The sequence below is a fragment of the Klebsiella sp. TF21-TM genome (assembly GCF_019753495.1).
In the GTDB taxonomy this organism is placed as follows: Bacteria; Pseudomonadota; Gammaproteobacteria; order Enterobacterales; family Enterobacteriaceae; genus Klebsiella; species Klebsiella quasipneumoniae.
The window spans coordinates 29,868-54,332 of sequence record NZ_JAIJYL010000007.1; the positions used below are offsets into that span (position 1 = coordinate 29,868).

22 protein-coding genes are annotated in these 24,465 nt (G+C 57.4%); 8 read left to right on the plus strand and 14 right to left on the minus strand.

Annotated elements, in window-relative coordinates:
• Nucleotides 1–3: 3 nt before the first annotated feature.
• The 4 genes from artI to yahO all read right to left on the minus strand — a co-directional run bounded on the left by artI (nucleotide 4) and on the right by yahO (nucleotide 2,753).
• Entirely contained in the window at nucleotides 4–735 is a 732-nt protein-coding gene (gene artI / locus K5R89_RS08820) for an arginine ABC transporter substrate-binding protein ArtI (protein WP_002896390.1), read from the minus strand.
• A 20-nt stretch (nucleotides 736–755) separates the two neighbouring features.
• Nucleotides 756–1,484 carry an arginine ABC transporter ATP-binding protein ArtP gene (gene artP, locus K5R89_RS08825; protein ID WP_032428704.1) on the minus strand — a complete coding sequence of 243 codons (729 nt, stop codon included), beginning with the start codon at nucleotides 1,482–1,484 and terminating at the stop codon, nucleotides 756–758.
• Between the two features lie 226 nt (nucleotides 1,485–1,710).
• On the minus strand, nucleotides 1,711–2,226 hold the full coding sequence (locus K5R89_RS08830) for a lipoprotein (RefSeq protein ID WP_023288991.1): 516 nt from the start codon (nucleotides 2,224–2,226) through the stop codon (nucleotides 1,711–1,713).
• A gap of 254 nt (nucleotides 2,227–2,480) precedes the next feature.
• Nucleotides 2,481–2,753, minus strand: a complete 273-nt coding sequence (yahO, locus tag K5R89_RS08835) for a DUF1471 family periplasmic protein YahO (RefSeq protein ID WP_023288992.1) — start codon at nucleotides 2,751–2,753, stop codon at nucleotides 2,481–2,483.
• 361 nt (nucleotides 2,754–3,114) lie between these two features.
• Here yahO and K5R89_RS08840 point away from each other — a divergent pair, with 361 nt between their 5' ends.
• Complete coding sequence (locus K5R89_RS08840) at nucleotides 3,115–4,254, plus strand: GGDEF domain-containing protein (protein ID WP_101989828.1); 1,140 nt, start codon at nucleotides 3,115–3,117, stop codon at nucleotides 4,252–4,254.
• A gap of 31 nt (nucleotides 4,255–4,285) precedes the next feature.
• The gene (locus K5R89_RS08845) at nucleotides 4,286–5,116 is read left to right on the plus strand and encodes an N-acetylmuramoyl-L-alanine amidase (RefSeq protein ID WP_048297142.1); all 831 of its coding nucleotides are present in this window, start codon (nucleotides 4,286–4,288) and stop codon (nucleotides 5,114–5,116) included.
• Here the strand turns inward: K5R89_RS08845 and K5R89_RS08850 are convergent.
• The 4 genes from K5R89_RS08850 to poxB all read right to left on the minus strand — a co-directional run bounded on the left by K5R89_RS08850 (nucleotide 5,113) and on the right by poxB (nucleotide 10,425).
• On the minus strand, nucleotides 5,113–6,126 hold the full coding sequence (locus tag K5R89_RS08850) for an NAD(P)-dependent oxidoreductase (RefSeq protein WP_065881864.1): 1,014 nt from the start codon (nucleotides 6,124–6,126) through the stop codon (nucleotides 5,113–5,115). The genes K5R89_RS08845 and K5R89_RS08850 overlap by 4 nt on opposite strands.
• Before the next feature lie 87 nt (nucleotides 6,127–6,213).
• Nucleotides 6,214–7,656: an SDR family oxidoreductase gene (locus K5R89_RS08855; RefSeq protein WP_101989827.1), complete on the minus strand. Its 1,443-nt coding sequence runs from the start codon at nucleotides 7,654–7,656 to the stop codon at nucleotides 6,214–6,216.
• Between the two features lie 10 nt (nucleotides 7,657–7,666).
• Nucleotides 7,667–8,668 carry a low-specificity L-threonine aldolase gene (ltaE, locus tag K5R89_RS08860; RefSeq protein WP_101989826.1) on the minus strand — a complete coding sequence of 334 codons (1,002 nt, stop codon included), beginning with the start codon at nucleotides 8,666–8,668 and terminating at the stop codon, nucleotides 7,667–7,669.
• Between the two features lie 38 nt (nucleotides 8,669–8,706).
• Nucleotides 8,707–10,425 carry a ubiquinone-dependent pyruvate dehydrogenase gene (gene poxB, locus K5R89_RS08865; protein ID WP_023288997.1) on the minus strand — a complete coding sequence of 573 codons (1,719 nt, stop codon included), beginning with the start codon at nucleotides 10,423–10,425 and terminating at the stop codon, nucleotides 8,707–8,709.
• 151 nt (nucleotides 10,426–10,576) lie between these two features.
• Between poxB and K5R89_RS08870 the strand changes: the two genes are divergently transcribed.
• Complete coding sequence (locus tag K5R89_RS08870) at nucleotides 10,577–11,011, plus strand: DoxX family protein (RefSeq protein ID WP_023288998.1); 435 nt, start codon at nucleotides 10,577–10,579, stop codon at nucleotides 11,009–11,011.
• A gap of 86 nt (nucleotides 11,012–11,097) precedes the next feature.
• Here K5R89_RS08870 and hcr read toward each other — a convergent pair whose 3' ends face one another.
• The 4 genes from hcr to aqpZ all read right to left on the minus strand — a co-directional run bounded on the left by hcr (nucleotide 11,098) and on the right by aqpZ (nucleotide 15,583).
• Complete coding sequence (gene hcr, locus K5R89_RS08875; protein WP_032455254.1) at nucleotides 11,098–12,066, minus strand: NADH oxidoreductase; 969 nt, start codon at nucleotides 12,064–12,066, stop codon at nucleotides 11,098–11,100.
• 10 nt (nucleotides 12,067–12,076) lie between these two features.
• Nucleotides 12,077–13,729: a hydroxylamine reductase gene (hcp, locus tag K5R89_RS08880; RefSeq protein WP_072421965.1), complete on the minus strand. Its 1,653-nt coding sequence runs from the start codon at nucleotides 13,727–13,729 to the stop codon at nucleotides 12,077–12,079.
• Between the two features lie 143 nt (nucleotides 13,730–13,872).
• Nucleotides 13,873–14,772 (minus strand): lysine exporter LysO family protein, encoded by a 900-nt coding sequence (locus K5R89_RS08885; protein WP_023289001.1) that lies wholly within the window; start codon nucleotides 14,770–14,772, stop codon nucleotides 13,873–13,875.
• 115 nt (nucleotides 14,773–14,887) lie between these two features.
• Nucleotides 14,888–15,583 (minus strand): aquaporin Z, encoded by a 696-nt coding sequence (gene aqpZ, locus K5R89_RS08890; RefSeq protein ID WP_004201355.1) that lies wholly within the window; start codon nucleotides 15,581–15,583, stop codon nucleotides 14,888–14,890.
• Between the two features lie 418 nt (nucleotides 15,584–16,001).
• On the opposite strand from aqpZ, the gene K5R89_RS08895 reads away from it, so the two are divergent.
• The 3 genes from K5R89_RS08895 to macB all read left to right on the plus strand — a co-directional run bounded on the left by K5R89_RS08895 (nucleotide 16,002) and on the right by macB (nucleotide 20,859).
• Nucleotides 16,002–17,660, plus strand: coding sequence for an ATP-dependent endonuclease (locus tag K5R89_RS08895; RefSeq protein ID WP_023289003.1), 1,659 nt, complete (start codon nucleotides 16,002–16,004; stop codon nucleotides 17,658–17,660).
• A 146-nt stretch (nucleotides 17,661–17,806) separates the two neighbouring features.
• Complete coding sequence (gene macA / locus K5R89_RS08900; RefSeq protein ID WP_004201357.1) at nucleotides 17,807–18,922, plus strand: macrolide transporter subunit MacA; 1,116 nt, start codon at nucleotides 17,807–17,809, stop codon at nucleotides 18,920–18,922.
• Nucleotides 18,919–20,859: a macrolide ABC transporter ATP-binding protein/permease MacB gene (gene macB, locus K5R89_RS08905; protein ID WP_023289005.1), complete on the plus strand. Its 1,941-nt coding sequence runs from the start codon at nucleotides 18,919–18,921 to the stop codon at nucleotides 20,857–20,859. The genes macA and macB overlap by 4 nt, the downstream gene beginning before the upstream one ends.
• A gap of 76 nt (nucleotides 20,860–20,935) precedes the next feature.
• Here the strand turns inward: macB and cspD are convergent, their stop codons facing one another.
• Complete coding sequence (gene cspD, locus K5R89_RS08910; RefSeq protein WP_002896516.1) at nucleotides 20,936–21,157, minus strand: cold shock-like protein CspD; 222 nt, start codon at nucleotides 21,155–21,157, stop codon at nucleotides 20,936–20,938.
• Nucleotides 21,158–21,482: 325 nt separating this feature from the next.
• Between cspD and clpS the strand changes: the two genes are divergently transcribed.
• Nucleotides 21,483–21,800, plus strand: coding sequence for an ATP-dependent Clp protease adapter ClpS (gene clpS / locus K5R89_RS08915; protein WP_002896520.1), 318 nt, complete (start codon nucleotides 21,483–21,485; stop codon nucleotides 21,798–21,800).
• Nucleotides 21,801–21,830: 30 nt separating this feature from the next.
• Nucleotides 21,831–24,110, plus strand: a complete 2,280-nt coding sequence (gene clpA, locus K5R89_RS08920) for an ATP-dependent Clp protease ATP-binding subunit ClpA (RefSeq protein WP_032455257.1) — start codon at nucleotides 21,831–21,833, stop codon at nucleotides 24,108–24,110.
• 122 nt (nucleotides 24,111–24,232) lie between these two features.
• Here the strand turns inward: clpA and infA are convergent, their stop codons facing one another.
• Nucleotides 24,233–24,451, minus strand: coding sequence for a translation initiation factor IF-1 (infA, locus tag K5R89_RS08925; RefSeq protein ID WP_001040187.1), 219 nt, complete (start codon nucleotides 24,449–24,451; stop codon nucleotides 24,233–24,235).
• Nucleotides 24,452–24,465: the final 14 nt, after the last annotated feature.

A 24,465-nucleotide genomic window follows, 5' to 3' on the forward strand; every position in this document is an offset into this window, starting at 1 on the left:
GTCTTACTTCTGGAACCATTTGTTATAGATGGTCTGGTAAGTGCCGTCTTTCTTCACTTTTTCCAGCGCAGCGTTAAATTTCTGCTGCAGGTCGGTGTTGCCCTGACGCACGGCAATGCCCAGCCCGGTGCCGAAATAGGCTTTGTCGGTCACTTTATCGCCCACGGCCGCCAGCTTCGGATTGCTCTTCAGCCATTCGGTGACCACGGCGGTATCACCGAAGACCGCGTCAATACGACCGTTCTGCAGATCCAGCTTCGCATTCTGGTAGCTGTCGTAAGGCACGGTAGTGATTTCCGGATGTTTATCCGTGATAAATTTCTGGTGGGTGGTGCCGTTCTGTACGCCCACTTTTTTGCCCTTCAGCTGGTCAATGCTGGTGAACTTGCCCTGCTGACCGACGAACAGCGCCGAGTTGTCATAATACGGGGTGGAGAACAGGACCTGCTTTTCACGCTCAGGCGTGATGTCCATCCCGGCCATGACCGCGTCGAAACGGCGGAATTTCAGGCCCGGGATCAGGCTGTCAAAGGCCTGGTTGGTAAAGGTACAGGTGGCGTCGATCTCTTTACACAGCGCGTTAGCCAGATCCACATCGAAACCGACGATCTGGTTGTTGGCATCCACCAGCTCAAACGGAGGGTAGGAGGCCTCGGTGGCGAAACGAATGGTTTGCGCGGCGGAAGCGGAGAGGCTCATGCCTGCGAGCAGGGCGGCAATCAGTACTTTTTTCATCATCATTTCCCCGAAAAACATCAGTGTGAAAGATAGTTTTTAAACGCGTCAGTTTGCGGATGCGTGAAGCAGGAGGCATCCCCTTGCTCGACGATATGCCCATTTTCCATATACACCACCCGGCTTGCCGTCTTGCGCGCCACTTCAACTTCATGGGTGACGATAACCTGGGTGATGCCGGTTTCAGCCAGCTCGCGGATGATGCTAACGATCTGGGCGGTGATTTCCGGGTCGAGCGCCGCGGTAGGCTCATCGAACAGCAGAACCTGCGGCTCCATCATCAGCGCGCGGGCGATCGCCACACGCTGCTGCTGACCGCCGGATAAATGCAGCGGGTAACGATCGCTGTAGGGCTTCAGACGCAGGCGCTCCAGCAGCTTCTCTGCGCGAGCCAGCGCCTGATCCTTGCTTAACCCCAGTACGCGACAGGGGGCCTCGATCAGGTTCTGCTGTACCGTCAGGTGCGGCCACAGGTTGTACTGCTGAAAGACCATGCCGACGTTCTGCCGCAGTTCGCGAATCGCTTTATCGGACGGCGCTCTGGTGAAGTCGAAATGGTTACCGGCGATGGTTAATGAACCGGAACGCGGCATCTCCAGCAGGTTGAGTACGCGCAGCAGCGAGCTCTTCCCGGCACCGCTGGGGCCGAGCAGCACCAGCGTTTCCCCCTGCGGGCAATCCAGCGTGATGTCGAACAGCGCCTGGTGCGCGCCGTAGAAGCAATTAATGCCGTTTAGTTTAATACTCATCTGGGCAGTCTGATACGAATAGCTATTGAGGCCGCAAATACTACCTTTGGCAGAATAGTTATGCAATATTTATGCGTTAAAAGTTAAATCTAAACCACGTTTAGCTTTAAAGTTAGCACAAAATATTGCCTGGTGGGTGAGGGGGGAGTAAATGTCGGCATTCTCGGGGCGAATACCGACATTTTACCGGGGTTATCGTTTCAGCGACGTCGCTTCAACTCCGGAACTAACGTTTCTCCAGACTCTGTCGTAACGTCCCGGCCGGCGCGTGGCTGTTGTTGCCGAGATAGCGAACGTCATCGACGGCCCAGCACTGGCCTTCCTGGATCATCAGCACTTCGTCTTTCCAGCTCTGGGTTCCCTGCTTTAGCTCCACGCGCAGCGGAATGTTGCGCGCATCGCGATTAGGGATGGTTGAGGCGCTGGCGACGACGGCGCTGTCCGCCGGGGTGCTGCTGCTCGAGAACAGGTTAGCCTGCAGCAGTTTGCTGTTGGCCGGATCCTGACGGGCGTCATTGAGTAACTTCGCCAGGCCGTCGCTGAGATAGGGGCGCAGCGCCGCCGGATCCTGCGTACGGTTCTGGAGCTGGGTGTCGTAGAATTTTTGCGCTACGTCGTCAGGGCCGCCTTCGACACAGGGGCCGCTGCGGGTGCCATTATCTTTATAGGCCGGGGTGACGGTCGTACAGGCGCTGAGCGCCAGCGCGCAAGGGAGAAGTGCTGCAAGAAGTTTGTAGCGCATGATGATTTCCTTATAAGCGAACTACGTTTTCAGTTTCCGTTAAAGCATAGCGTATAGCGTGCGGATTGTACTTGACGCAAAGAGCTAAGACCTTGATGTGACTACGGCCTTAGGGCAGGACATCGACAGGGGAGATCGCTGTATGATATTAAGGCAGGAAAATCTGGGGGCCGTTTAAAAATAAACAGACTTTTTGGGCAAACAAGAAACATTACCCGGGCAATATGATAATGTTTCTTGAAATATAAGATTAATTACTTCTTCTTATAGATGTTAGCGGAGATGTGCAGTTTTTTATCGGTATTACCGGAAGAGAGCACGATAACGTCTGCGCCTTTCTCATCGGCCTTTTTAATCAGTTCTTCACGGGCATCGCTGGGTGCAGTCTGACCGGTAGAAGAAATGGTACCGATTTTAGTATATTGCGTATGGACCTTATCGAAGGCTTCTTTCGTTAAAATTTCTGCAGAGAAGGCGTTCGCCGTTAAAAACAATGCTGCACCTGCCACTAAAGCTGCATATTTCATATTTTTAGACTCCATTGTTTATCTTGCTATCATCATGCTCTTGTTTTATCTCACCAATGAGCGGTTTCAGATTGTACTAACACCGTTTTTTTTTCAAGTGGAATACTGCAATTTTATGACGGTTAGTTAACTCTTTTTTAAAGAAAAGATGAGGTATTTCGCATTGATAATGCTTGCTTTTTTTTGCCGGATACACATAGGGAGAGGACCAGACCCTTTTCATCTGACGTTAGCAGAAAATCAGCTTAAGGCGCCGGGGCAGAAAGGGGGGCAGCGTTGACAGACATTCCCGGAAACATGGTTTATCATAAAGCAAAGCAGGGTCTGCGCCCATGGTCATGCAGGTCACCAGGGAGATAAGATGTTAACAAATAAGCAAGAGGGCGTCCGCCAGCTGCGAACCGAGCTGTGGGCCACCAGAGATAATGTCCAGCGCCATGCGCTATCCATGAGTATGCCCTGGCTGGCCTTTGTCAATATCGCTTTTGCGTTAATGGTTTTCTTCCGCAATTTTATCTTTACTCATTTTGATAAGAAGCTGTTAACGCACCAGGCGGTTATTCCTTATGTCGAAGTCGCGCTGATCGCGGTTATTATTATTTCGGTAATTTTAGCCATTATTGCCGTCACGCCGCGCCTGGCGCAGGGGCGCTATACGTTGAGTATTATCACCGGCCTGCAGCTGGCACTCAGCCTGTGCTGGTCCCTGAGTAATTACTGTTTTATCTTTTTCTGGACACTGCCCTTCGCCTGGCCGCTGCTGGTGATATTAATGACCACCGGCCTCGCCGCGCTGTATCACCATTGGCCCGGCATTATCGCTTTTTTGCTTCCGCTATGGGGAACCGCCCTGCTGGCGGGTATACAGAACCACCCTCACACTGAGGTCCGCTTTTTGATCCTGTGGGGCATTTTTACGGCGATTTTACTCTATGGCAGGCGTATTCTTAAGCGCTGGTATGATGAGGCCTGGAAGACGCATCAGGAAAATATGCGGCTTATTCAGCGGCTGGAAAGTATTGCCAACCAGGATGCATTAACCGGGACCGCGAATCGCCGGGCGCTGAATGCCTATCTGGCGGAGATTTGGCAGCAAAAAACGCCGTTGGCGCTGATGATGATCGACGTCGATTACTTTAAGCGTTACAACGACCACTATGGCCATCAGGCTGGCGACGATTGCTTATCGACTGTCGCCCAGGTGCTTAAAATGGCGGTACGGGCAGAGGGCGATCTGGTCGCCCGCTACGGCGGCGAAGAGTTTGTCATCGCGCTGCCGGGGGTTTCCTTAGCGCGAGCCACCTCCATTGCCGAGCGCATTCAGCAGAAAATTAGCGAGGCGGCGATCCCCCATGAGGCTTCGGCGGTGGCCTCGGTGGTGACCGTCAGTATGGGGGTCGTCGCCTCCGACGGCACGGTTCCGATGGAGACGCTGATCGCCCGGGCGGACAGCGCGCTGTACCAGGCGAAAAATAAAGGACGAAATCGATGGTCTTATTAACCCGGAGACACTGCCGGGCAAGGATGAAAGAATGACACGGATTGCGCTGATCGCGCTGCTGGCGTTACTGCTAAGCGGCTGTGCCGGCGAAAAAGGGATTATCGATCGCGATGGATACCAGCTGGACACCCGCCATCCGGCGCAGGCGGCCTATCCGCGAATAAAAGTGCTGGTGATCCACTATACGGCAGACAACTTTGATACTTCTCTGGCGACCCTGACCGATAAAGAGGTCAGCTCCCACTATTTAATTCCTGAACAGCCGCCGCGCCACCATGATAAACCGCGGATCTGGCAGCTGGTGCCGGAAGAGGATCTGGCCTGGCACGCCGGTGTCAGCTACTGGCGCGGCAGCACGCGCATCAACGATACTTCCATCGGTATTGAACTGGAAAACCGCGGCTGGCAGAAGACCGCGGGAGGTAAAAGCTTTACCCCCTTTCACCCGGAACAGATCGCGGCCCTGATCCCGCTGGCGCGCGATATTATCACCCGCTACCACATCGCGCCGCAGAACGTGGTGGCCCATGCCGATATCGCCCCGCAGCGCAAAGACGATCCGGGGCCGTTGTTCCCCTGGCAACAGCTGGCGCAGCAGGGGATTGGCGCCTGGCCGGACGAGCAGCGGGTGGCTTTTTATCTGAACGGGCGGCCGCCCAGTGAGCCAGTGGACCCTGAGGTGGTGCTGGATTTGCTGGCGCGCTACGGCTATCAGGTCACGCCGGAGATGACTCCCGCGCAGAAGAAACGGGTAATTATCGCCTTCCAGATGCACTTCCGCCCCCAGCGCTGGGATGGCGTAGCGGATGCGCAAACCGAAGCGATAGCCGAGGCGCTGTTAGAGAAATATGGCCAGGGTTAGCGGTGAAGTTTACCGTGGTCGCGCAACCAGGCGGCGGTACGCACAATCCCGTCGTCCAGCGTCACCACCGGCTGATAGCCCAGCTCATCCTGCGCGCGCGTGATATCGAGCGTAAAATCAAAATTAAGTTTGGAGACGCCGTAGTGGGTAAAGGCCGGCTCTTTGGCCGTTTTATCGCCAAAACGCTCCATGCTGCGGGCGATAATATCCAGCATCGGGTAGGGAACTGAACGGATCCGGCATTTAATGCCCAGCTCATCGATCAGTTTCTGCACGATGCTGCGCAGGGTGCGCGGTTCGCCATTGCTGATATTCCACGCGCGGGCGGAGGGAAGATGATCGCAGGTCGGCTGGCTCGCCAGCCACATCGCGTGGACGGCATTTTCATAATAGGTCATATCGACCAGCGCGCTGCCGCCCCGCGGCAACAGGACGCTGCCGTAGTGCTGCATCATTTGCGCCAGCCGGGGAATAAAGACTTTATCGTGCGGCCCGAACAGGCTCTGCGGGCGCAAAATGGTAAAACGGGTGTGCGGGTTGGCCTGCGCCAGCAGGTTGATCACCTCTTCGCTGGCCGCCTTGCTGCGGGCAAACTCATTGGCGAAGCGGTGCGGGCGGAAATCTTCCTGAATATCGCGATGGTGGTGATAATCAAAATAGAGCGAGGGAGAAGAGATATGGACGAAATTGCGTACGCCCCATGCTACCGACCATTCGCCGAGGCGGCGGGTGGCGCGGACGTTAGCGAGATCGAAAGCCTGCTGCGTGCCCCAGGGCGAGGTGAAACTTGAGCAGTGCCACAGAGTATCGATACCGGCGAGCATCACTTTAGCCTGCGAAGAGACCAGCTCGGTTAAATCTGCCGGGATGAATTCCGCCCCCATTTTGCTCAGAAGCTTACCCATCGCTTCGTTGCGCCCGGTCGCTCGCACGCTGATGCCCTTGTTGCGCAGATATTCCACTGCGTTGCGGCCTAATCCGCTGGTCGCACCGGTAACCAGTACCTTCATATTACTCTACTGTCCCAGAAAAGAATTTCGTGCGCATTTTTCCGTGATTCTCCCGACTATGCAATGAGAATCATGAAAGAATAATGCTTATCCTTCGACTCTGCCTGAGATTTGTTCGGCCAACCGGGCGATGCGTTGCGCCATACCGCGGAAAATAAACAGGTGCGCCGGGATCATCAGCAGCCAGTAGACCAGGCCCGGCATACCGTGCGGGTGCCACCAGGCGCGGACGTCCAGTTCACAACGATCGCCTTTATCGTTAATGGTAAAGCTTAACCGGCCCAGTCCCGGCGCTTTCATGCCGAACAGCAAAGTGAGCTGTTTTTCTTCCTCCACGATAATCACCTTCCAGCTGTCGACCGTATCGCCGGTCTGCAGATAGTCGCGCTGCGGTCGCCCTTTGGCCAGCCGGTGGCCGACCAACAGATCCATCGCGCCGCGGGTTTTCCACAGGAGATTGCCGAAAAAATATCCCTCTTTACCGCCGATTTGGTTAACGACCTGCCACAGGGCTTTGCGGCTCGCCTGAGTGGTGATGGTGCAGCCTGCCTGTTTCGGATAATAGCCATACTCCGGTCGCCAGCGGGCGAAAGCCTGGGCGTCGTAGCCCCAGTCGCTGGAGTTTACCAGCTGCTCTTCTTCTTTCAGGGTGCGGCGAACCGCCTGATCGAAGGGGATCAGCGTTTGCGGGATCAGCGCGCGCAGCGTCCGGTCATCGGCGATCAGATCGTGCTTCAACCCCTGAATTAGCGCTTTGGCGATGGTCGGCGGCACCGAGGTGATGACATTGAGGAACCACACCGAGATCCAGCGCGTCGGCAGGGGAATCGGAATGAGCGGGCGGTGTTTGCCGCTGACGGCCATAAAGCGAATGAACTGCTGCTGATAGCTTAACACCTCCGGACCGGCGGCTTCGAAGACGCGGTGCGCGTCGGAAGGGTGATTCAGTAGCTCAACGAGGTCAACGAGCAGATTTTCCAGCGCGACAGGGGTGGTACGCGAACGCACCCAGCGCGGGGGGGTCAGCACCGGCAGGTTATAGACCATGTCGCGCATCACCTCGAAGGCGGCGGAGCCGGCGCCGACGATAATTCCGGCCCGCAGCTCGGTTACCGGCACGCCCGACTCGCGCAGGAGATCGCCGGTGACCTGACGAGCGCGCAGATGGTCGGACTGCTCCTGCGCTGGAGCCTGCAGCGAGCTGAGAAAGATAATCTGACGCACCGGCGTCTGGCGCAGGGCATCGCGAACATGCGTCGCCACCCGACGCTCATGGGCGATAAAATCGCCGCCTTCGCCCATGCCGTGTACCAGATAGTAAAGGGTATCGATACCTGTGAGCAGCGCAGGCAGAGCCTGCGGCTGATTGAGATCGACTGACCGGCAGGTGACGCCGGGCAAAGCGAGTTTTTGCAGTCGGTCGGTATGGCGCGCCGCCGCCAGCACCGGATAACCCCGTGCGCTTAATTCGCGGACTAAATGCTGACCAATATAGCCGCTGGCGCCGAGCACCAAAACCGATTGCGACACGCCTGACTCCTTAGCGTTGTAAAAAAGCCTGCCAGTGGGCGACCACTTCGCTCAACTGCTGACGATTGACATCCAGGTGAGTGACCAGACGGACGATGGGCGAGGCGTTGATCAGCACGCCGCGCGCCTGCATAAACTCGCCGAGCGCCCGGGCCTGTTCATCACCGACGCGAACGAACAGCATGTTGGTATCGTGACGGGTGACGTCGGCGCCGATGGCGCGCAGCTGATCCGCCATCCACGCGGCGTTATCATGATCCTCCTGCAGGCGCTGCACGTTATTTTTCAGCGCGTACAGCCCGGCGGCGGCCAGAATGCCCGCCTGGCGCATCCCGCCGCCGACCATTTTCCGCCAGCGAACGGCGCGGCGAATGTACGCCTCACTGCCGACCAGCAGCGAGCCAACCGGGGTGCCAAGCCCCTTTGACAGGCAGATGGTGAAGGAGTCGCAGTACTGGGCGATATCGCGCAGCTCACAGCCGTAGGCGACCACGGCGTTAAAGATGCGCGCGCCGTCGACGTGCAGCGCCAGATCGCGCTGGCGGGTAAACGCCCAGGCTTCCTGGAGATAGTCGCGCGGCAGCACCTTACCGTTATGGGTGTTTTCCAGGCTCAGCAGGCGGGTCGGGGCAAAATGGATATCGTCAGGTTTGATTTTCGCTGCGACTTTATCCAGCGGCAGCGAGCCGTCCGCCGCGGCGTCAATCGGCTGCGGCTGAATACTGCCGAGAACCGCCGCCCCGCCGGCTTCGTACAGATAGTTATGCGCCCCCTGGCCGACGATATACTCTTCGCCGCGCTGGCAGTGGCTGAGCAGGCCGACGAGGTTGGCCTGGGTGCCGGTGGGCAGAAACAGCGCCGCCTCTTTGCCGGCCAGGTCGGCGGCGTAGCGCTGAAGTTCATTGACGGTAGGGTCGTCGCCATACACATCGTCCCCGACCGGGGCGGCCATCATGGCTTCCAACATGGCGCGCCCAGGACGGGTAACGGTATCACTGCGCAGATCGATCACGGCTTTTCCTTGTTCTGGTTCAGAGTATTGCTTCTGTTTTACCTGAGCCAGTTGGTTTTCGCCAGTTCGATGACTTCATCGCCGCGCCCGCTGATGATCGCCCGCAGCATATACAGGCTAAAGCCTTTCGCCTGCTCCAGCTTGATCTGCGGCGGGATCGCCAGCTCCTCTTTGGCGACCACGACGTCGACCAGCACCGGACCGTCGGTGCGGAAGGCGGTCTGCAGCGCTTCATCCACCTCGGCGGCTTTCTCAACGCGAATACCTTTAATACCGCAGGCTTCGGCGATGCGGGCGAAGTTGGTGTCGTGCAGCTCCGTGCCGTCGGTGAGATAGCCCCCGGCCTTCATCTCCATCGCCACGAAACCCAGCACGCTGTTGTTAAAGATGATAATTTTCACCGGCAGCTTCATCTGCGCCAGCGACAGAAAATCCCCCATCAGCATGCTAAACCCGCCGTCGCCGCACATGGCCACCACCTGACGCTCCGGCGCGGTGGCTTTGGCGCCAATGGCCTGCGGCATGGCGTTGGCCATGGAGCCGTGGTTGAATGAACCCAGCAGGCGGCGTTTGCCGTTCATCTTGAGATAGCGTGCCGCCCAGACGGTCGGGGTGCCGACATCGCAGGTGAAAATGGCGTCTTCATCGGCAAAATGGCTGATCTGCTGCGCCAGATATTGCGGGTGGATCGCCTTCTCGCTGGGCTTCGCCAGATCGTCGAGTCCTTTTCGCGCGTCGCGATAGTGCTCCAGCGCCTTATCGAGGAAGCGGCGATCGGTTTTCTCTTCCAGCAGCGGCAGCAGCGCCTTTAGCGTTGATTTGATGTCGCCCACCAGCGCCATATCAACCTTACTGTGCGCGCCGATGCTGCCGGGGTTAATGTCGATCTGAATAATTTTGGCGTCGGTCGGATAGAAGGCGCGATAGGGGAACTGGGTGCCGAGCAGGATCAGGGTGTCGGCATTCATCATGGTGTGGAAGCCAGAAGAGAAGCCAATCAGCCCGGTCATGCCCACATCATACGGGTTGTCATACTCCACATGCTCTTTACCGCGCAGCGCATGGACGATGGGGGCTTTAATTTTTGCTGCGAACTCCACCAGCTCCTGGTGGGCGCCGGCGCAGCCGCTACCGCACATGAGCGCGATATTGCTGGAGTAGCGGATAAGCTGCGCCAGCTTGCGCAGCTCCTCGTCGGCCGGGGAGACCGTCGGCAACGGCGCATGATACCAGTGGCTGCTGGCGCTCTCCGGGGCGGCTTTCAGCGCCACGTCGCCGGGCAGAACCACCACCGAAACGCCGCGGTTAATCACCGCCTTACGCATCGCCACCGCCAGCACCTGCGGGATCTGCTCCGGGGTGGAGACCAGCTCGCAGTAATGGCTGCATTCGCGGAACAGCTCCTGGGGATGGGTCTCCTGGAAATAGCCGCTGCCAATCTCGCTGGAAGGGATGTGGGCGGCAATGGCCAGCACCGGGACATGGTTGCGGTGACAGTCAAACAGACCGTTGATCAGGTGCAGGTTACCCGGTCCGCAGGAACCGGCGCAGACCGCCAGTTCGCCGGTCAGTTGCGCCTCCGCGCCGGCGGCGAAAGCGGCGACCTCTTCGTGCCGGGTGGCCATCCAGTCGATGGTGCCCATGCGGTTCAGGCTATCGCTCAATCCATTGAGGGAATCGCCGGTGACGCCCCAGATACGTTTCACGCCGGCCTGTTCCAGCGTTTTGGCAATGTATGCGGCCACGGTTTGTTTCATGATCTCCATCTCCTTTTTTTGATAACGCCTTCAAGCTTAGATGAAACTGCAGCGTACGTTGCCGATTTCCCTCAATTTTTCGCTGGTTTTATTGCTGAAGTATTGGGCATACTCTGGGGTCTCACAGGGTGTAAAACAGGAAGCACATCAAATGGTTAAAGGATTGTTAAACACAGTAAACAGAACGCTGTCGCATGAAGATGCCGGTAAACTCTTGTTACGACTCGCCGTCGGCGGGTTAATGCTGTTTCACGGTTTGCACAAGCTGCTGGATGGCGTGGACGGCATTAGCGGGATGCTGGTGGCGAAGGGGTTGCCGGGGTTTATCGCCTACGGTGTGCTGGTGGGGGAAGTGGTTGCCCCCTGTTTGTTGATTGTCGGCATCCTGACGCGCCCAGCGGCGCTGGTGTTGGCTTTCACCATGGTAGTGGCGTGGCTGATGGTCGGTCTCGGCAAGACGTTTGCGCTTGATGCGGTGGGCGCGTGGGCGATTGAGAATCTGGTCTATTTCTTTGTTGGCGCGCTGGCGATTGCGCTTTTGGGCGCCGGGCGTTACTCGCTGGCCGGTCAGTCGGCCTGGCGATAGCCATGCGCCGAAAGGCGGAACAACTGCGTACGACGTAAAGCAGAAACAGAGGCCGGATAAACATAGCGTCATCCGGCCTTTTAAGGTCAGGCCAGAACCAGATCGCCCAGCGGGTGACAGGAGCAGGCCAGCACATAGCCGTCGGCGATTTCGCCGTCGGTCAGCGTCATGGTGCTGGTGACGCTATACTCCCCGGAAACGACTCTGGTTTTGCAGCAGCCGCAGACGCCGGCGCGGCAGGCGACGGTCACCGGCACCTGATTGCTCTCCAGCGCATCGAGCAGGGTGGTGCCCACCGGCGCGTAAAATTCTCGCGCCGGCTGCAGTTTGGTGAATTTCAGCCCGCTGGTGGCGGCCTCCGCCACCGGGGTGAAGAACTTCTCCTTAAAGAAGCGGGTAACACCCAGGGCGGCAACGTCCTGTTCAACTTTCTCCATATACGGCGCTGGCCCGCAGGTCATCACGGTGCGGCTGGCGATATCCGGCACGCTCTGCAGTAGTTCCGGGGTCAGACGGCCGGCGACAAAACCGTGCGTCGCGTGGTGCTCCGCCACCAGGGTAACCGGATAGTTGCGCCACTCTTCGGCAAAGATCACATCCTCCGGCGAACGAACGCTATAGATCACCTGCACGTCGGCCTGCGGACGGTACTTCGCCAGCCAGCGGCGCATCGACATGATCGGCGTGACGCCGCAGCCAGCGGCCAGCAGCAGGAACTTATCATCCGCTTTATCCTCGCAGGTGAAATCCCCCATCGCGTCGGACAGCCAGATATAGTCGCCGCGCTTTACGTCGCGGGTGAGCCACTGTGAGCCCGCGCCATCGTCAATACGGCGAACGGTCAACGTAATATATTCGCTGACGCCCGGCGTGGACGAAATAGTGTAAGCGCGCAGGGTCTCTGCCGAATGACGCACGCTGACCAGGGCGTACTGCCCGGCACGGTACGGATAATAGTCATGGCAGAGCAATGAAACGGTCCACACATCCGGCGTTTCCTGATGGATGTGATGCACCTGCATTCGCCACGGGCATTGTGAGGTTGGCATGGTCATCAGGGACTCCTTACGCGCTCAGCAGCTGCTGCATATCTTGTTCCACGGTGGTCACGGAACGCAGACCAAACTTCTCATTGAGGATATCCAGCAGATCCGGAGTGAAGAAGCCAGGCGCCGTCGGGCCGGTGACAATGTTTTTCACGCCGAGAGACAGCAGCGTCAGCAGGATGACGATCGCTTTCTGCTCGAACCAGGAGAGCACCAGCGACAGCGGCAGATCGTTGACGCCGCAGCCCAGTTTTTCCGCCAGCGTGACCGCCAGAATAATCGCCGAGTAGGCATCGTTGCACTGACCGGCATCCACCAGACGCGGCAGGCCTTCAATATCGCCGAAATCGAGTTTATTGAAGCGGTATTTACCGCAGGCCAGGGTCAGGATCAGGCAGTCGTCCGGTACGCTGGTGGCAAAATCGGTGAAATAGTTACGTTCCCCGCGGGCGCCATCGCAGCCGCCGACGAGGAAAATGTGACGCAGTTTTTCCCGGCTGACCAGATCGATCAGTGTGTCCGCCGCGCCGAGCAGGGTCTGACGGCCAAAGCCGACGGTGATCAGATGCGGGATTTCGCTGTACGGGAAGCCCGCCATCTGCTGCGCCTGGGCGATAACCGGCGCGAAGTCTTCACCTTCCAGGTGGTTCACGCCCGGCCAGCCGACGATGCTGCGGGTCCAGATACGATCGTCGTAGGCGCCGACGGTGGGGTCGATGATGCAGTTAGAGGTCATGACGATGGGGCCCGGGAAGCGGGCGAATTCCACCTGCTGGTTCTGCCAGCCGCTGCCGTAGTTCCCAATCAGGTGTTTGAATTTACGCAGCTCCGGATAGCCGTGCGCCGGCAGCATTTCCCCGTGGGTATAGACGTTAACGCCGGTGCCTTCGGTCTGCTCCAGCAGGTTATAGAGATCTTTCAGGTCATGGCCGGAGATCAGGATGCACTTGCCCTCGGTCGCTTTAACGTTGACCTGGGTTGGGGTCGGATGACCGTATTTGGTGGTCTCACCGGCGTCCAGAATGCTCATGACTTTGAAGTTCATCTGGCCGATCTCCATTGAGCACTCCAGCAGCGCGTTCATATCGGCAGGCCAGGTACCCAGCCATGCCATGATTTTATGGTACTGGGCGTAGATGTCGTTGTCGTACTGGCCGAGAACGTGCGCGTGTTCCATATAAGCCGCAGCGCCTTTCAGGCCGTACAGGCACAGCAGGCGCAGGCCGAGAATGTTGTCGCCGATGGCCGCTTTGTCTTTATTCGGGGTAAATTCCGCCGCCTGACGCTGCAGGTCGCCCAGATCGTCGCTAGCCAGTTGCAGAGCGGCCATCGGATTGTTAACCGTCGCGTGGGCATCAATGTTCAGGCACTGCGCTTTAAGCGCTTCACGCATGGCGATAGCCTGGCGCGCATAGCCAACGATACGCGGGGAGTCGAAGTTAACGTTAGTCAGCGTAGAGAAAAAAGCGCGCGGCGCAAAGCTATCGACGTCGTGGTCGATAATGCCATATTCGCGGGCCTTGAGCGCCCAGGCGGAGAGGCCTTGCAGTGACGCAATCAACAGATCCTGCAGATCGGAGGTTTCCGCTGTTTTACCGCACATCCCCTGCGCGTAAGAGCAGCCGTTGCCGGCCGGGGTACGAATGGTTTGTTCACATTGCACACAAAACATGGTCACACCTTTAAAGTTATATTTGATATACATGTTTAAGGTTATGCCCGAGCGCGTGAGGAGAAAAGGTATTTCTGATACAACTTGAAGGGAGATTGATTTAGCGCAAAATTGGCGGCAGGAAGTCTGCCGCCAGCGCCTGCTCAGGCGGCAAAAAAGGCGATCAGGATCGGGACCAGCAGGCTCAGCAGAAAACCGTGCACGATGGCGGCAGGGACGATCTCCACGCCGCCGGAACGCTGCAGCACCGGTAAGGTGAAGTCCATGGAGGTGGCGCCGCACAGCCCCAGCGCCGTGGAGCGGCTACGGCGAATCAGGCCCGGAATTAACATGATGGCCAGCAGCTCGCGGCACAGGTCGTTAAAGAAGGCGGCGCTGCCGATCACCGGGCCAAAGGATTCGGTCAGTAAAATACCGGAGAGTGAATACCAGCCGAAGCCGCTGGCCATCGCCAGACCGGTCTTTAGCGGCAAATCCAGAATAAAGGCGTTGAGGATGCCGCCGAGTAATGAACTGGCCGTGACCACCACGGCGACGATCATTCCCCGCCGGTTGAGGACTATTTGTCGCAGACTCATTCCATTATTGCGTAATTGAATACCGACGAGGAACAGGAGAAAGATCAGCGTATATTCGCTGGCTTCGGTGGCGTGTTGTAAAAAAGACAGGCCGGTCAGGCCAAGCAAGAAACCGAGCACCACCACACCGCACAGCTGGAGTGATTCCAGGGCCATGGCCAGGCGCGAGGGTAATTTCTCCTGACGATGCAGACTGCGCCAGGGCATTTTTCTTTCCAGCCACAGCAGAGCGGTAATATTACACAGTAAAATGATGACCACGCTCACCGCGGCGTAATGCAATATCGCCAGCAGATTGCTGGCCAGATTGTCGAGAAACGCCAGGCTGATACCCATAAAAAAGAGGATCACATAGACAATCCAGCTCAGCATCCGGTTAATCAGTTTTAACGCGGAGGAGTGACGAAGAGGCAGTAAATAGCCGACGACCAGCGGCAACAGAATGATGAACAGTCCCGAGAACATGAACGATGCAACCCTTGCATGATGAGAATAGCGCTCATGACACTATCCAAATAGCCGGGCCGAGTAAAGCTGTCGCCAGAAAGAAAAAGCCCGGGGACCCGGGCTTTAGAAAAGATTAATCGCGTTTTTCCAGCAGAGTGCGGTACAGCACGCCGCCGAGGATCCCGCCGACGATCGGCATGACCCAGAACAGCCACAGCTGCTGCAGCGCCCAACCGCCCTGGAAAATCGCCACCGCGGTGCTGCGCGCCGGGTTGACCGAGGTGTTGGTGACCGGAATGCTGATCAAATGGATGAGGGTCAGCGCCAGGCCGATAGCGATCGGCGCGAAGCCCGCAGGCGCGTGTTTGTCGGTAGCGCCATGGATAACCAGCAGGAAGCCGCAGGTCAGTACGATTTCAATAACGATAGCCGACAGCATAGAGAAGCCGCCCGGGGAGTGTTCGCCATAGCCGTTGGAGGCAAAACCGCTGGCGGCGGCATCAAAGCCGGCTTTACCGCTGGCCACTACGTACAGCACCGCGGCGGCAATAATTCCGCCGACCACCTGGGCGATAATATAGCCAATGACCTCTTTCGCCGGGAAACGACCGCCGGCCCACAGGCCTAAGGTCACCGCCGGGTTGAAATGACCGCCGGAAATATGGCCAACCGCATACGCCATGGTTAATACGGTTAAACCAAATGCCAGCGCCACGCCGGCAAAACCGATACCCAGCTCGGGAAATGCTGCGGCAAGGACGGCGCTACCGCAGCCGCCAAATACAAGCCAGAAGGTGCCGAAGCATTCGGCTGCTAATTTTCTGAACATAACCACCTCAATTTAAATGTTTACGCGCACGAGCGGACCGTGCCGTTCTTTATTTATCGTGATAAGGGACGACGATAAAAATAAAGCGGCGTTATTCTAGAGATAATCGCCATCCCAGAGCCAGTTAAATATATTGATATTAATTGATTTAGGGCAAGGTGAAGGGATTGCGTTTGCCAGTTTAACTATTCCTATATCCATCCAAGATTATCAATAGTGTAGAACATAACGTCTGAAATAAAACTATTTTGTTTGATGAATAATCAACAGCGGTTAATAGGCGGTAAGTGTGTAATTTTATGAATATATTTAACCTCCTGAATAGGATGCGCGAGGTGACTAAGCGGAGTGTCATCTTGCCGCCGCCCTCGCTATACTGTTGATTACTGAAGGAGAGTGGTGGTGTAGCGGAGGGGATATGCTTCTTGAGCGCGTAGAAATCGTCGGTTTTCGCGGTATCAATCGTCTGTCGTTGATGCTCGAGCAAAATAACGTCCTGATCGGGGAAAACGCGTGGGGGAAGTCCAGTCTGCTTGATGCACTGACCCTGCTTTTGTCGCCAGAGTTCGATCTTTATCACTTTGTTCGCGATGACTTTTGGTTCCCCGCGGGCGACATCCAGGGGCGCGAGCACCATTTGCATATTATTCTGACCTTCCGCGAAACGGAGCCGGGACGCCATCGGGTGCGGCGTTTCCGTCCGCTTCAGCGCTGTTGGGTGCCCTGTGATGACGGGTATCACCGGGTGTTCTACCGCCTGGAAGGCGAACTCGCCGATGACGATAGCGTGATGACCCTGCGCAGTTTTATCGATGGCGAAGGCGAAGCGCTGGCGCTGGAGGATATCGATGAGCTGGCCAGACACCTGGTGCGTTTGATGCCGGTGCTGCGCCTGCGCGACGCGCGCTTTATGCGGCGCATTCATAACGGAACGGTACCGCACTCGCCGCAGATAGAGATCACCGCCCGCCAGCTGGATTTTCTGTCCCGCGAACTGGTCAGCCACCCGCAAAATTTATCCGACGGTCAGATCCGCGAGGGGTTGTCGGCCATGGTGCAGCTGCTGGAGCATTATTTTGCCGAGCAAAGCAGCGCCCAGACGCGACATCGCCTGATGCGGCGGCGTTCCCATGATGAACAGCGTAGCTGGCGTTATCTGGATATTATCAACCGGATGATCGACAAGCCCGGCGGGCGCAGCCATCGGGTGATCCTGCTGGGGCTGTTTGCCACCCTGCTGCAGGCGAAAGGGACGGTGCGCCTCGATCGCGATGCGCGGCCGCTCTTGTTGATTGAGGACCCGGAAACCCGGCTGCATCCTATTATGCTGTCGGTGGCCTGGCATTTGCTCAATTTGCTGCCGCTGCAGCGGGTGACGACGACGAACTCCGGAGAGCTGCTGTCCCTGACGCCGGTGGAGCAGGTGTGCCGGCTGGTGCGTGAATCGGCGCGGGTGTCGGCATGGCGGTTGGGGCCCGGCGGAATGAATGCCGAAGAGAGTCGGCGCATTGCCTTTCATATCCGCTTCAATCGCGCCTCATCGCTCTTCGCCCGCTGTTGGCTGCTGGTAGAGGGGGAGACGGAAACCTGGGTTATCAACGAACTGGCCCGCCAGTGCGGCCATCATTTTGATGCTGAAGGGGTGAAAGTCATTGAATTCGCCCAGTCGGGCCTGAAGCCGTTGATCAAATTCGCCCGCCGGATGGGGATCCAGTGGCACGTGCTGGTGGACGGCGATGAGGCAGGGAAAAAATATGCCGCGACCGTACGCGGCCTGCTGAATAACGATCGCGAACTGGAGCGCGACCATCTGACCACTCTGCCGGCGCTGGATATGGAACACTTTATGTATCGTCAGGGATTTGATGACGTTTACCACCGGGTGGCGCAGATCCCTGATAATGTGCCCATGAATATGCGGCGGGTGATCACCAAGGCCATTCATCGTTCATCCAAGCCGGACCTGGCGATTGAGGTGGCAATGGAAGCCGGCCGCCGTGGGGTGGACGCAGTGCCGACGCTGCTGAAAAAAATGTTCTCGCGGGTACTGTGGCTGGCCCGCGGTCGCGCCGATTAATCTCTTCGCCGTCGGGGGGCTCGGCGGCGCAAAGCTCTCCGGCAGCTAAACAAAACGTCATTGGCGCGAAAAATGGATGTTCTGTTGCCAACGGGTTTCGATAGAATCACCGCCTGGATCGGCAGGGAAACAGCAGGAATCGGAATATGAAAGTGAAGGGAAAACGCAGGACCGTCTGGTGGCTGTTGGCGATCGTGGTGCTGGGTCTGGCTGTCTGGGGATGGCGGATCCTCAACGCGCCGCTGCCGCACTACCAGACACTGGTGGTGCGCAAAGGCGACCTCCAGCAGAGCGTGCTGGCTACCGGCAAGCTGGATGCCCTGCGAAAAGTTGACGTCGGCGCCCAGGTCAGCGGGCAGCTGAAGACGCTGCACGTGAATATCGGCGATAAGGTCAAAAAGGACCAACTGCTGGGGGTTATCGATCCTGAGCAGGCGCAAAACCAGATCAAAGAGGTGGAAGCGACGTTGATGGAGCTGCGCGCCCAGCTCAATCAGGCGCGTGCGGAGAGTAAGCTGGCGCAGGTGACCCTGGCCCGTCAGCAGCAGCTGGCGCAGCGCCAGCTGGTCTCGCGACAGGACCTCGATACCGCGGCCACCGACCTGGCGGTGAAACAGGCGCAAATCGGCACCATTGAAGCGCAAATTAAGCGCAACCAGGCGACGCTCGACACCGCGAAGACCAACCTCGACTACACGCGGATCCTGGCGCCGATGGCTGGCGAAGTGACGCAAATTACCACCCTGCAGGGACAGACGGTGATCGCTGCCCAGCAGGCGCCGAACATTCTGACCCTGGCGGACCTCAGCACCATGCTGGTTAAAGCGCAGGTCTCCGAAGCGGATGTCATCCATCTCAGACCGGGGCAAAAGGCGTGGTTTACCGTGCTGGGCGACCCGTTAACCCGCTATGAAGGCAAGCTGAAGGACATTCTGCCGACGCCGGAAAAAGTCAACGACGCCATCTTCTATTATGCCCGCTTCGAGGTCCCGAACCCGCAGGGGATCCTGCGCCTCGACATGACCGCGCAGGTGCATATTCAACTGGCCGAGGTAAAGAACGTGATCACCATCCCGCTGAGCGCCCTGGGCGATGCGGTCGGTGATAACCGCTACCACGTCCGGCTGTTGCGTACCGGCGAGGTCAAAGAGCGTGAGATTGTCATTGGCGCGCGCAATGATACCGACGTCGCGGTGGTACAGGGACTTGAAGAGGGGGATGAGGTGATCGTCGGCGAGAGCGCGAGCGGGGCGGCAAAATGACGGCCCTGCTCGAGCTGCGTGATATTCGTCGCAGCTATCCTTCCGGCGACGGCAGCGTTGAGGTCCTCAAGGGGATCACCCTCAGTATCCATGCCGGGGAGATGGTGGCGATCGTGGGCGCCTCCGGCTCGGGTAAATCAACGCTGATGAATATCCTTGGCTGCCTTGATAAACCCACCAGCGGCACCTATCGGGTGGCGGGAACCGATATTGCACAGCTGGATGGCGATGCGCTGGCCCGTCTGCGGCGGGAACACTTTGGTTTTATCTTTCAACGCTATCACCTGCTGTCGCATCTGACCGCCGCGCAGAACGTCGAAGTGCCGGCGGTGTATGCCGGCAGTGAACGGCGGGCGCGCCTGGCGCGCGCTCATGAGCTGCTGGTGCGCCTGGGGCTTGGCGATCGCGCCGACTATCAGCCGTCGCAGCTGTCCGGCGGCCAACAGCAGCGGGTCAGTATCGCCCGCGCCCTGATGAACGGTGGGGAAGTGATCCTCGCCGATGAGCCGACCGGCGCGCTGGACAGCCATTCCGGCGAAGAGGTGATGGCGATCCTGCACCAGCTGAAAGCGCAGGGGCACACGGTCATCATAGTCACTCACGATCCGCAGGTCGCCGCTCAGGCGGAGCGGATCGTCGAGATCCGCGATGGCGAAATCGTCCGCAACCCCTCCGCCAGCCGCCAGGGCGGTGGGCTGCGCGCCCGTCAGCAGGAGGAGCCCTCGGCGTGGCGTCAGTTCACCAGCGGCTTTCGCGAGGCGCTGGTCATGGCCTGGCGGGCGATGGCGGCGAATAAAATGCGCACCCTGCTGACCATGCTCGGCATTATTATTGGGATTGCCTCGGTGGTGTCGATCGTCGTGGTGGGCGATGCCGCCAAACAAATGGTGCTGGCAGATATTCGCGCGATAGGCACCAATACCATTGACGTCTACCCTGGCAAGGATTTTGGCGATGACGACCCGCGCTATCAGCAGGCGCTGAAGTATGACGACTTGCTGGCGATCCAGAAACAGCCGTGGGTGCGTTCAGCTACGCCGGCGGTGTCAAAAAGCCTGCGTCTGCGCGCCAACAATATTGACGTAGCCGCCAGCGCGGAAGGGGTGGGGCCGCAATACTTTAATGTTTACGGCATGACCTTTAGCGAGGGCAATACCTTTAATGAGCTGCAGCTCAACAGCCGGGCGCAGGTGGTGGTGCTCGACAGCAATACCCGTCGCCAGCTGTTTCCCAATAAAGCGAAAGTGGTGGGCGAGGTGATTCTGGTGGGCAATATGCCGGCCACGGTGATTGGCGTTGCGGACGAAAAGCAGTCGATGTTCGGCAGCAGTAAAATTCTCCGCGTCTGGTTGCCCTACACCACCATGGCGGGAAGGGTGATGGGCCAGTCGTGGCTGAACTCGATCACCGTTCGCGTTCATGAAGGCTATGACAGCGACACCGCTGAAAAACAGCTGCTGCGTTTGCTGGAGCTGCGGCATGGTAAAAAAGATGTATTCACCTGGAATATGGACAGCATCTTGAAAACCGCCGAAAGGACCACACATACCTTACAGCTGTTCCTCACATTGGTGGCGGTGATCGCCCTGGTGGTCGGCGGGATTGGCGTGATGAATATTATGCTGGTGTCGGTGACCGAACGGACGCGTGAGATAGGCATCCGCATGGCGGTTGGCGCCCGGGCCAGCGATGTGCTGCAGCAGTTTCTCATCGAAGCGGTGCTGGTTTGCCTGGTCGGCGGCGCGCTGGGGGTGACATTGTCGCTGATGATTGCGTTTATTCTGCAGCTGTTTCTCCCCGGCTGGGAGATCGGTTTTTCGCCGCTGGCGCTGGTGACAGCGTTTCTCTGTTCGACGTTAACCGGGGTGCTGTTTGGGTGGCTGCCGGCGCGCAATGCGGCGCGGCTCGATCCGGTGGATGCCCTGGCGCGGGAGTAGTCGGGATGAGAAATAAAAATGCCAGTCAGAAGGACTGGCATTTTATTAGCAGGATGTACACAATGAAGCAAAAGAGTTATGCAGCCGTTTCCGCTTCCACAGGGACGATCACGCTGGCGTGGTTGCCTTTTGGCCCCTGGTGAACATCAAACCGAACGGCTTGTCCGGCTTTTAGCGTTCTGTAACCATCCATCTGGATGGTGGAGTAATGGGCGAAAATGTCTTCGCCGCCGCCCTCAGGGCAGATAAAACCGAACCCTTTGGCATTGTTGAACCACTTAACAGTACCCATTTCCATACTTCGACATCCTTCGTAAATCTTTATTAGTAAGATGGAATGAACCGGTGGTGGAGTGACGAGTTGTTCAATTGCTCGCCAACTCTCGCCACTACAATTTAGAGAAATACGAAAACGCGTCAAGCGATTGAGGAGGGGGAGCGGCGAAAAATGCGTCAAAATTTGAAGCAGTTAACGCTATTGCCGGGGAATGTGACAGCCGTCGCGGATAGAAGCGATAGATGATAGTTATCTATGATCTGTTGTAGATTTGTGATGAGCATAACCTCTGGTCATCGACAGGCCTCCGCCTGTTGGCAACAGCAACCGATGATGAACACTGACGATGAGTAAGAGAGATTGGCTGGACTTCGAGCACCTGGTTGACGACGAAGTTCGTGATGCGATTAAACCGCCATCTATGTATAAAGTGATATTGGTCAATGATGACTACACTCCAATGGAGTTTGTTATTGACGTGTTACAAAAATTCTTTTCTTATGATGTTGAACGTGCAACGCAACTGATGCTCACGGTTCACTATGAAGGTAAGGCGATTTGTGGCGTGTTTACCGCGGAAGTGGCGGAGACCAAAGTCGCTATGGTGAATCAGTACGCGAGGGAGAACGAGCATCCATTGCTGTGTACGCTGGAAAAAGCCTGAATACAGGCATGAAAATTGGGGGAGGTGCCTATGCTCAATCAAGAACTGGAACTCAGTTTAAATATGGCTTTCGCCAGAGCGCGCGAGCACCGTCATGAGTTTATGACCGTCGAGCACTTGCTGCTGGCTCTGCTAAGCAACCCCTCGGCCCGTGAGGCCCTGGAAGCGTGTTCAGTGGACCTGGTGGCATTGCGTCAGGAACTTGAAGCCTTCATCGAACAAACCACACCCGTCCTGCCAGCCACGGAAGAAGAGCGCGATACCCAGCCGACGCTGAGCTTCCAGCGTGTGCTGCAGCGCGCCGTCTTCCACGTGCAATCTTCTGGCCGCAGCGAAGTGACCGGCGCCAACGTGCTGGTGGCGATTTTCAGCGAGCAGGAGTCGCAGGCCGCCTACCTGCTGCGTAAACATGAAGTGAGCCGACTCGATGTGGTGAACTTCATTTCTCATGGTACACGCAAAGACGAGCCGAGCCAGTCTTCCGATAACAGCGGAAGCCAGCCTGGCAATGAAGAGCAAGCCGGCGGGGAGGAACGTATGGAAAACTTCACCACCAACCTCAATCAGCTTGCTCGCGTCGGCGGCATTGATCCCCTGATCGGCCGTGAAAAAGAGCTGGAGCGCGCCATTCAGGTTCTGTGCCGTCGGCGTAAAAATAACCCGCTGCTGGTGGGAGAATCCGGCGTCGGTAAAACCGCCATCGCCGAAGGCCTTGCCTGGCGTATTGTGCAGGGCGATGTGCCGGAAGTCATGGCTGACTGCACCATCTACTCGCTCGATATTGGTTCTCTGCTGGCCGGGACGAAATACCGTGGCGATTTTGAAAAACGCTTTAAAGCGTTGCTCAAACAGCTGGAGCAGGATACCAACAGCATCCTGTTCATTGATGAGATCCACACCATCATCGGTGCGGGGGCGGCGTCTGGCGGTCAGGTCGATGCGGCTAACCTGATCAAACCGCTGCTTTCCAGCGGCAAGATCCGGGTGATTGGCTCCACCACTTACCAGGAATTCAGCAACATCTTTGAGAAAGATCGTGCGCTGGCCCGCCGTTTCCAGAAAATTGATATTACCGAACCGTCGGTGGAAGAGACCGTCCAGATTATCAACGGCCTGAAGCCGAAGTACGAAGCGCACCACGATGTGCGTTATACCGCCAAGGCGGTGCGTGCCGCGGTTGAGCTGGCGGTGAAATACATTAACGATCGTCATCTGCCGGATAAGGCGATTGACGTGATTGACGAGGCAGGGGCGCGGGCGCGCTTAATGCCGGTCAGCAAGCGTAAGAAAACGGTTAATGTGGCGGATATCGAGTCAGTGGTGGCGCGCATTGCGCGGATCCCTGAGAAGAGCGTCTCCCGCAGCGATCGCGATACGCTGAAAAACCTTGGCGATCGACTGAAAATGCTGGTCTTTGGTCAGGATAAGGCCATCGAGGCGCTGACGGAAGCCATCAAAATGGCGCGCGCCGGGCTGGGCCATGAGCACAAGCCGGTGGGTTCATTCCTGTTCGCCGGGCCGACCGGGGTGGGGAAAACCGAAGTGACCGTGCAGCTGGCGAAGGCGCTGGGTATTGAGCTGCTGCGTTTTGATATGTCCGAATATATGGAACGTCATACCGTCAGCCGTTTAATCGGGGCGCCTCCGGGCTACGTCGGCTTCGACCAGGGCGGGCTGCTGACCGATGCGGTGATTAAACATCCGCACGCGGTGCTGCTGCTCGATGAGATCGAAAAAGCGCATCCGGACGTGTTCAACCTGCTGCTGCAGGTGATGGATAACGGAACGCTGACCGATAACAACGGACGTAAAGCGGACTTCCGCAACGTGGTGCTGGTGATGACCACCAACGCCGGGGTGCGGGAAACCGAGCGTAAATCGATTGGCCTTATCCAGCAGGACAACAGTCCGGATGCAATGGATGAGATCAAGAAGATCTTTACGCCGGAGTTCCGTAACCGTCTCGACAACATTATCTGGTTCGATCACCTCTCCACCACGGTGATCCATCAGGTTGTCGACAAGTTTATCGTCGAGCTGCAGGTTCAGCTGGATCAGAAAGGCGTCTCCCTGGAAGTCAGCCAGGAAGCGCGCGACTGGCTGGCGGAAAAAGGCTACGACCGGGCGATGGGGGCACGTCCGATGGGACGCGTCATTCAGGACAACCTGAAAAAACCGCTGGCGAACGAGCTGCTGTTTGGCTCGCTGGTCGACGGGGGGCAGGTGACGGTCTCTCTGGACAGCGTGAAAAATACGCTGACTTACGACTTCCAGAGCGCGCCGAAGCACAAACCGGAAGCCGCCCACTAAGGCGATATCTTGCATGTAAAAACCGGCCACTGGCCGGTTTTTTTTTACTGGCTGGCGGTAGAAATGAAAAGACCGGGAATTATCCCGGCCTTCAGCATCTGACGCCTTAGTGGCGAAAACAATCAGCGACTACGGAAGACAATGCGGCCTTTGCTCAGGTCGTACGGGGTCAGCTCAACAGTCACTTTGTCGCCCGTCAGAATGCGGATGTAGTTTTTACGCATTTTACCGGAGATATGCGCGGTTACCACGTGACCGTTTTCCAGTTCTACGCGGAACATAGTGTTAGGCAACGTTTCAAGTACGGTGCCCTGCATTTCAATATTGTCTTCTTTGGCCATCTAGTCCTCTGGGG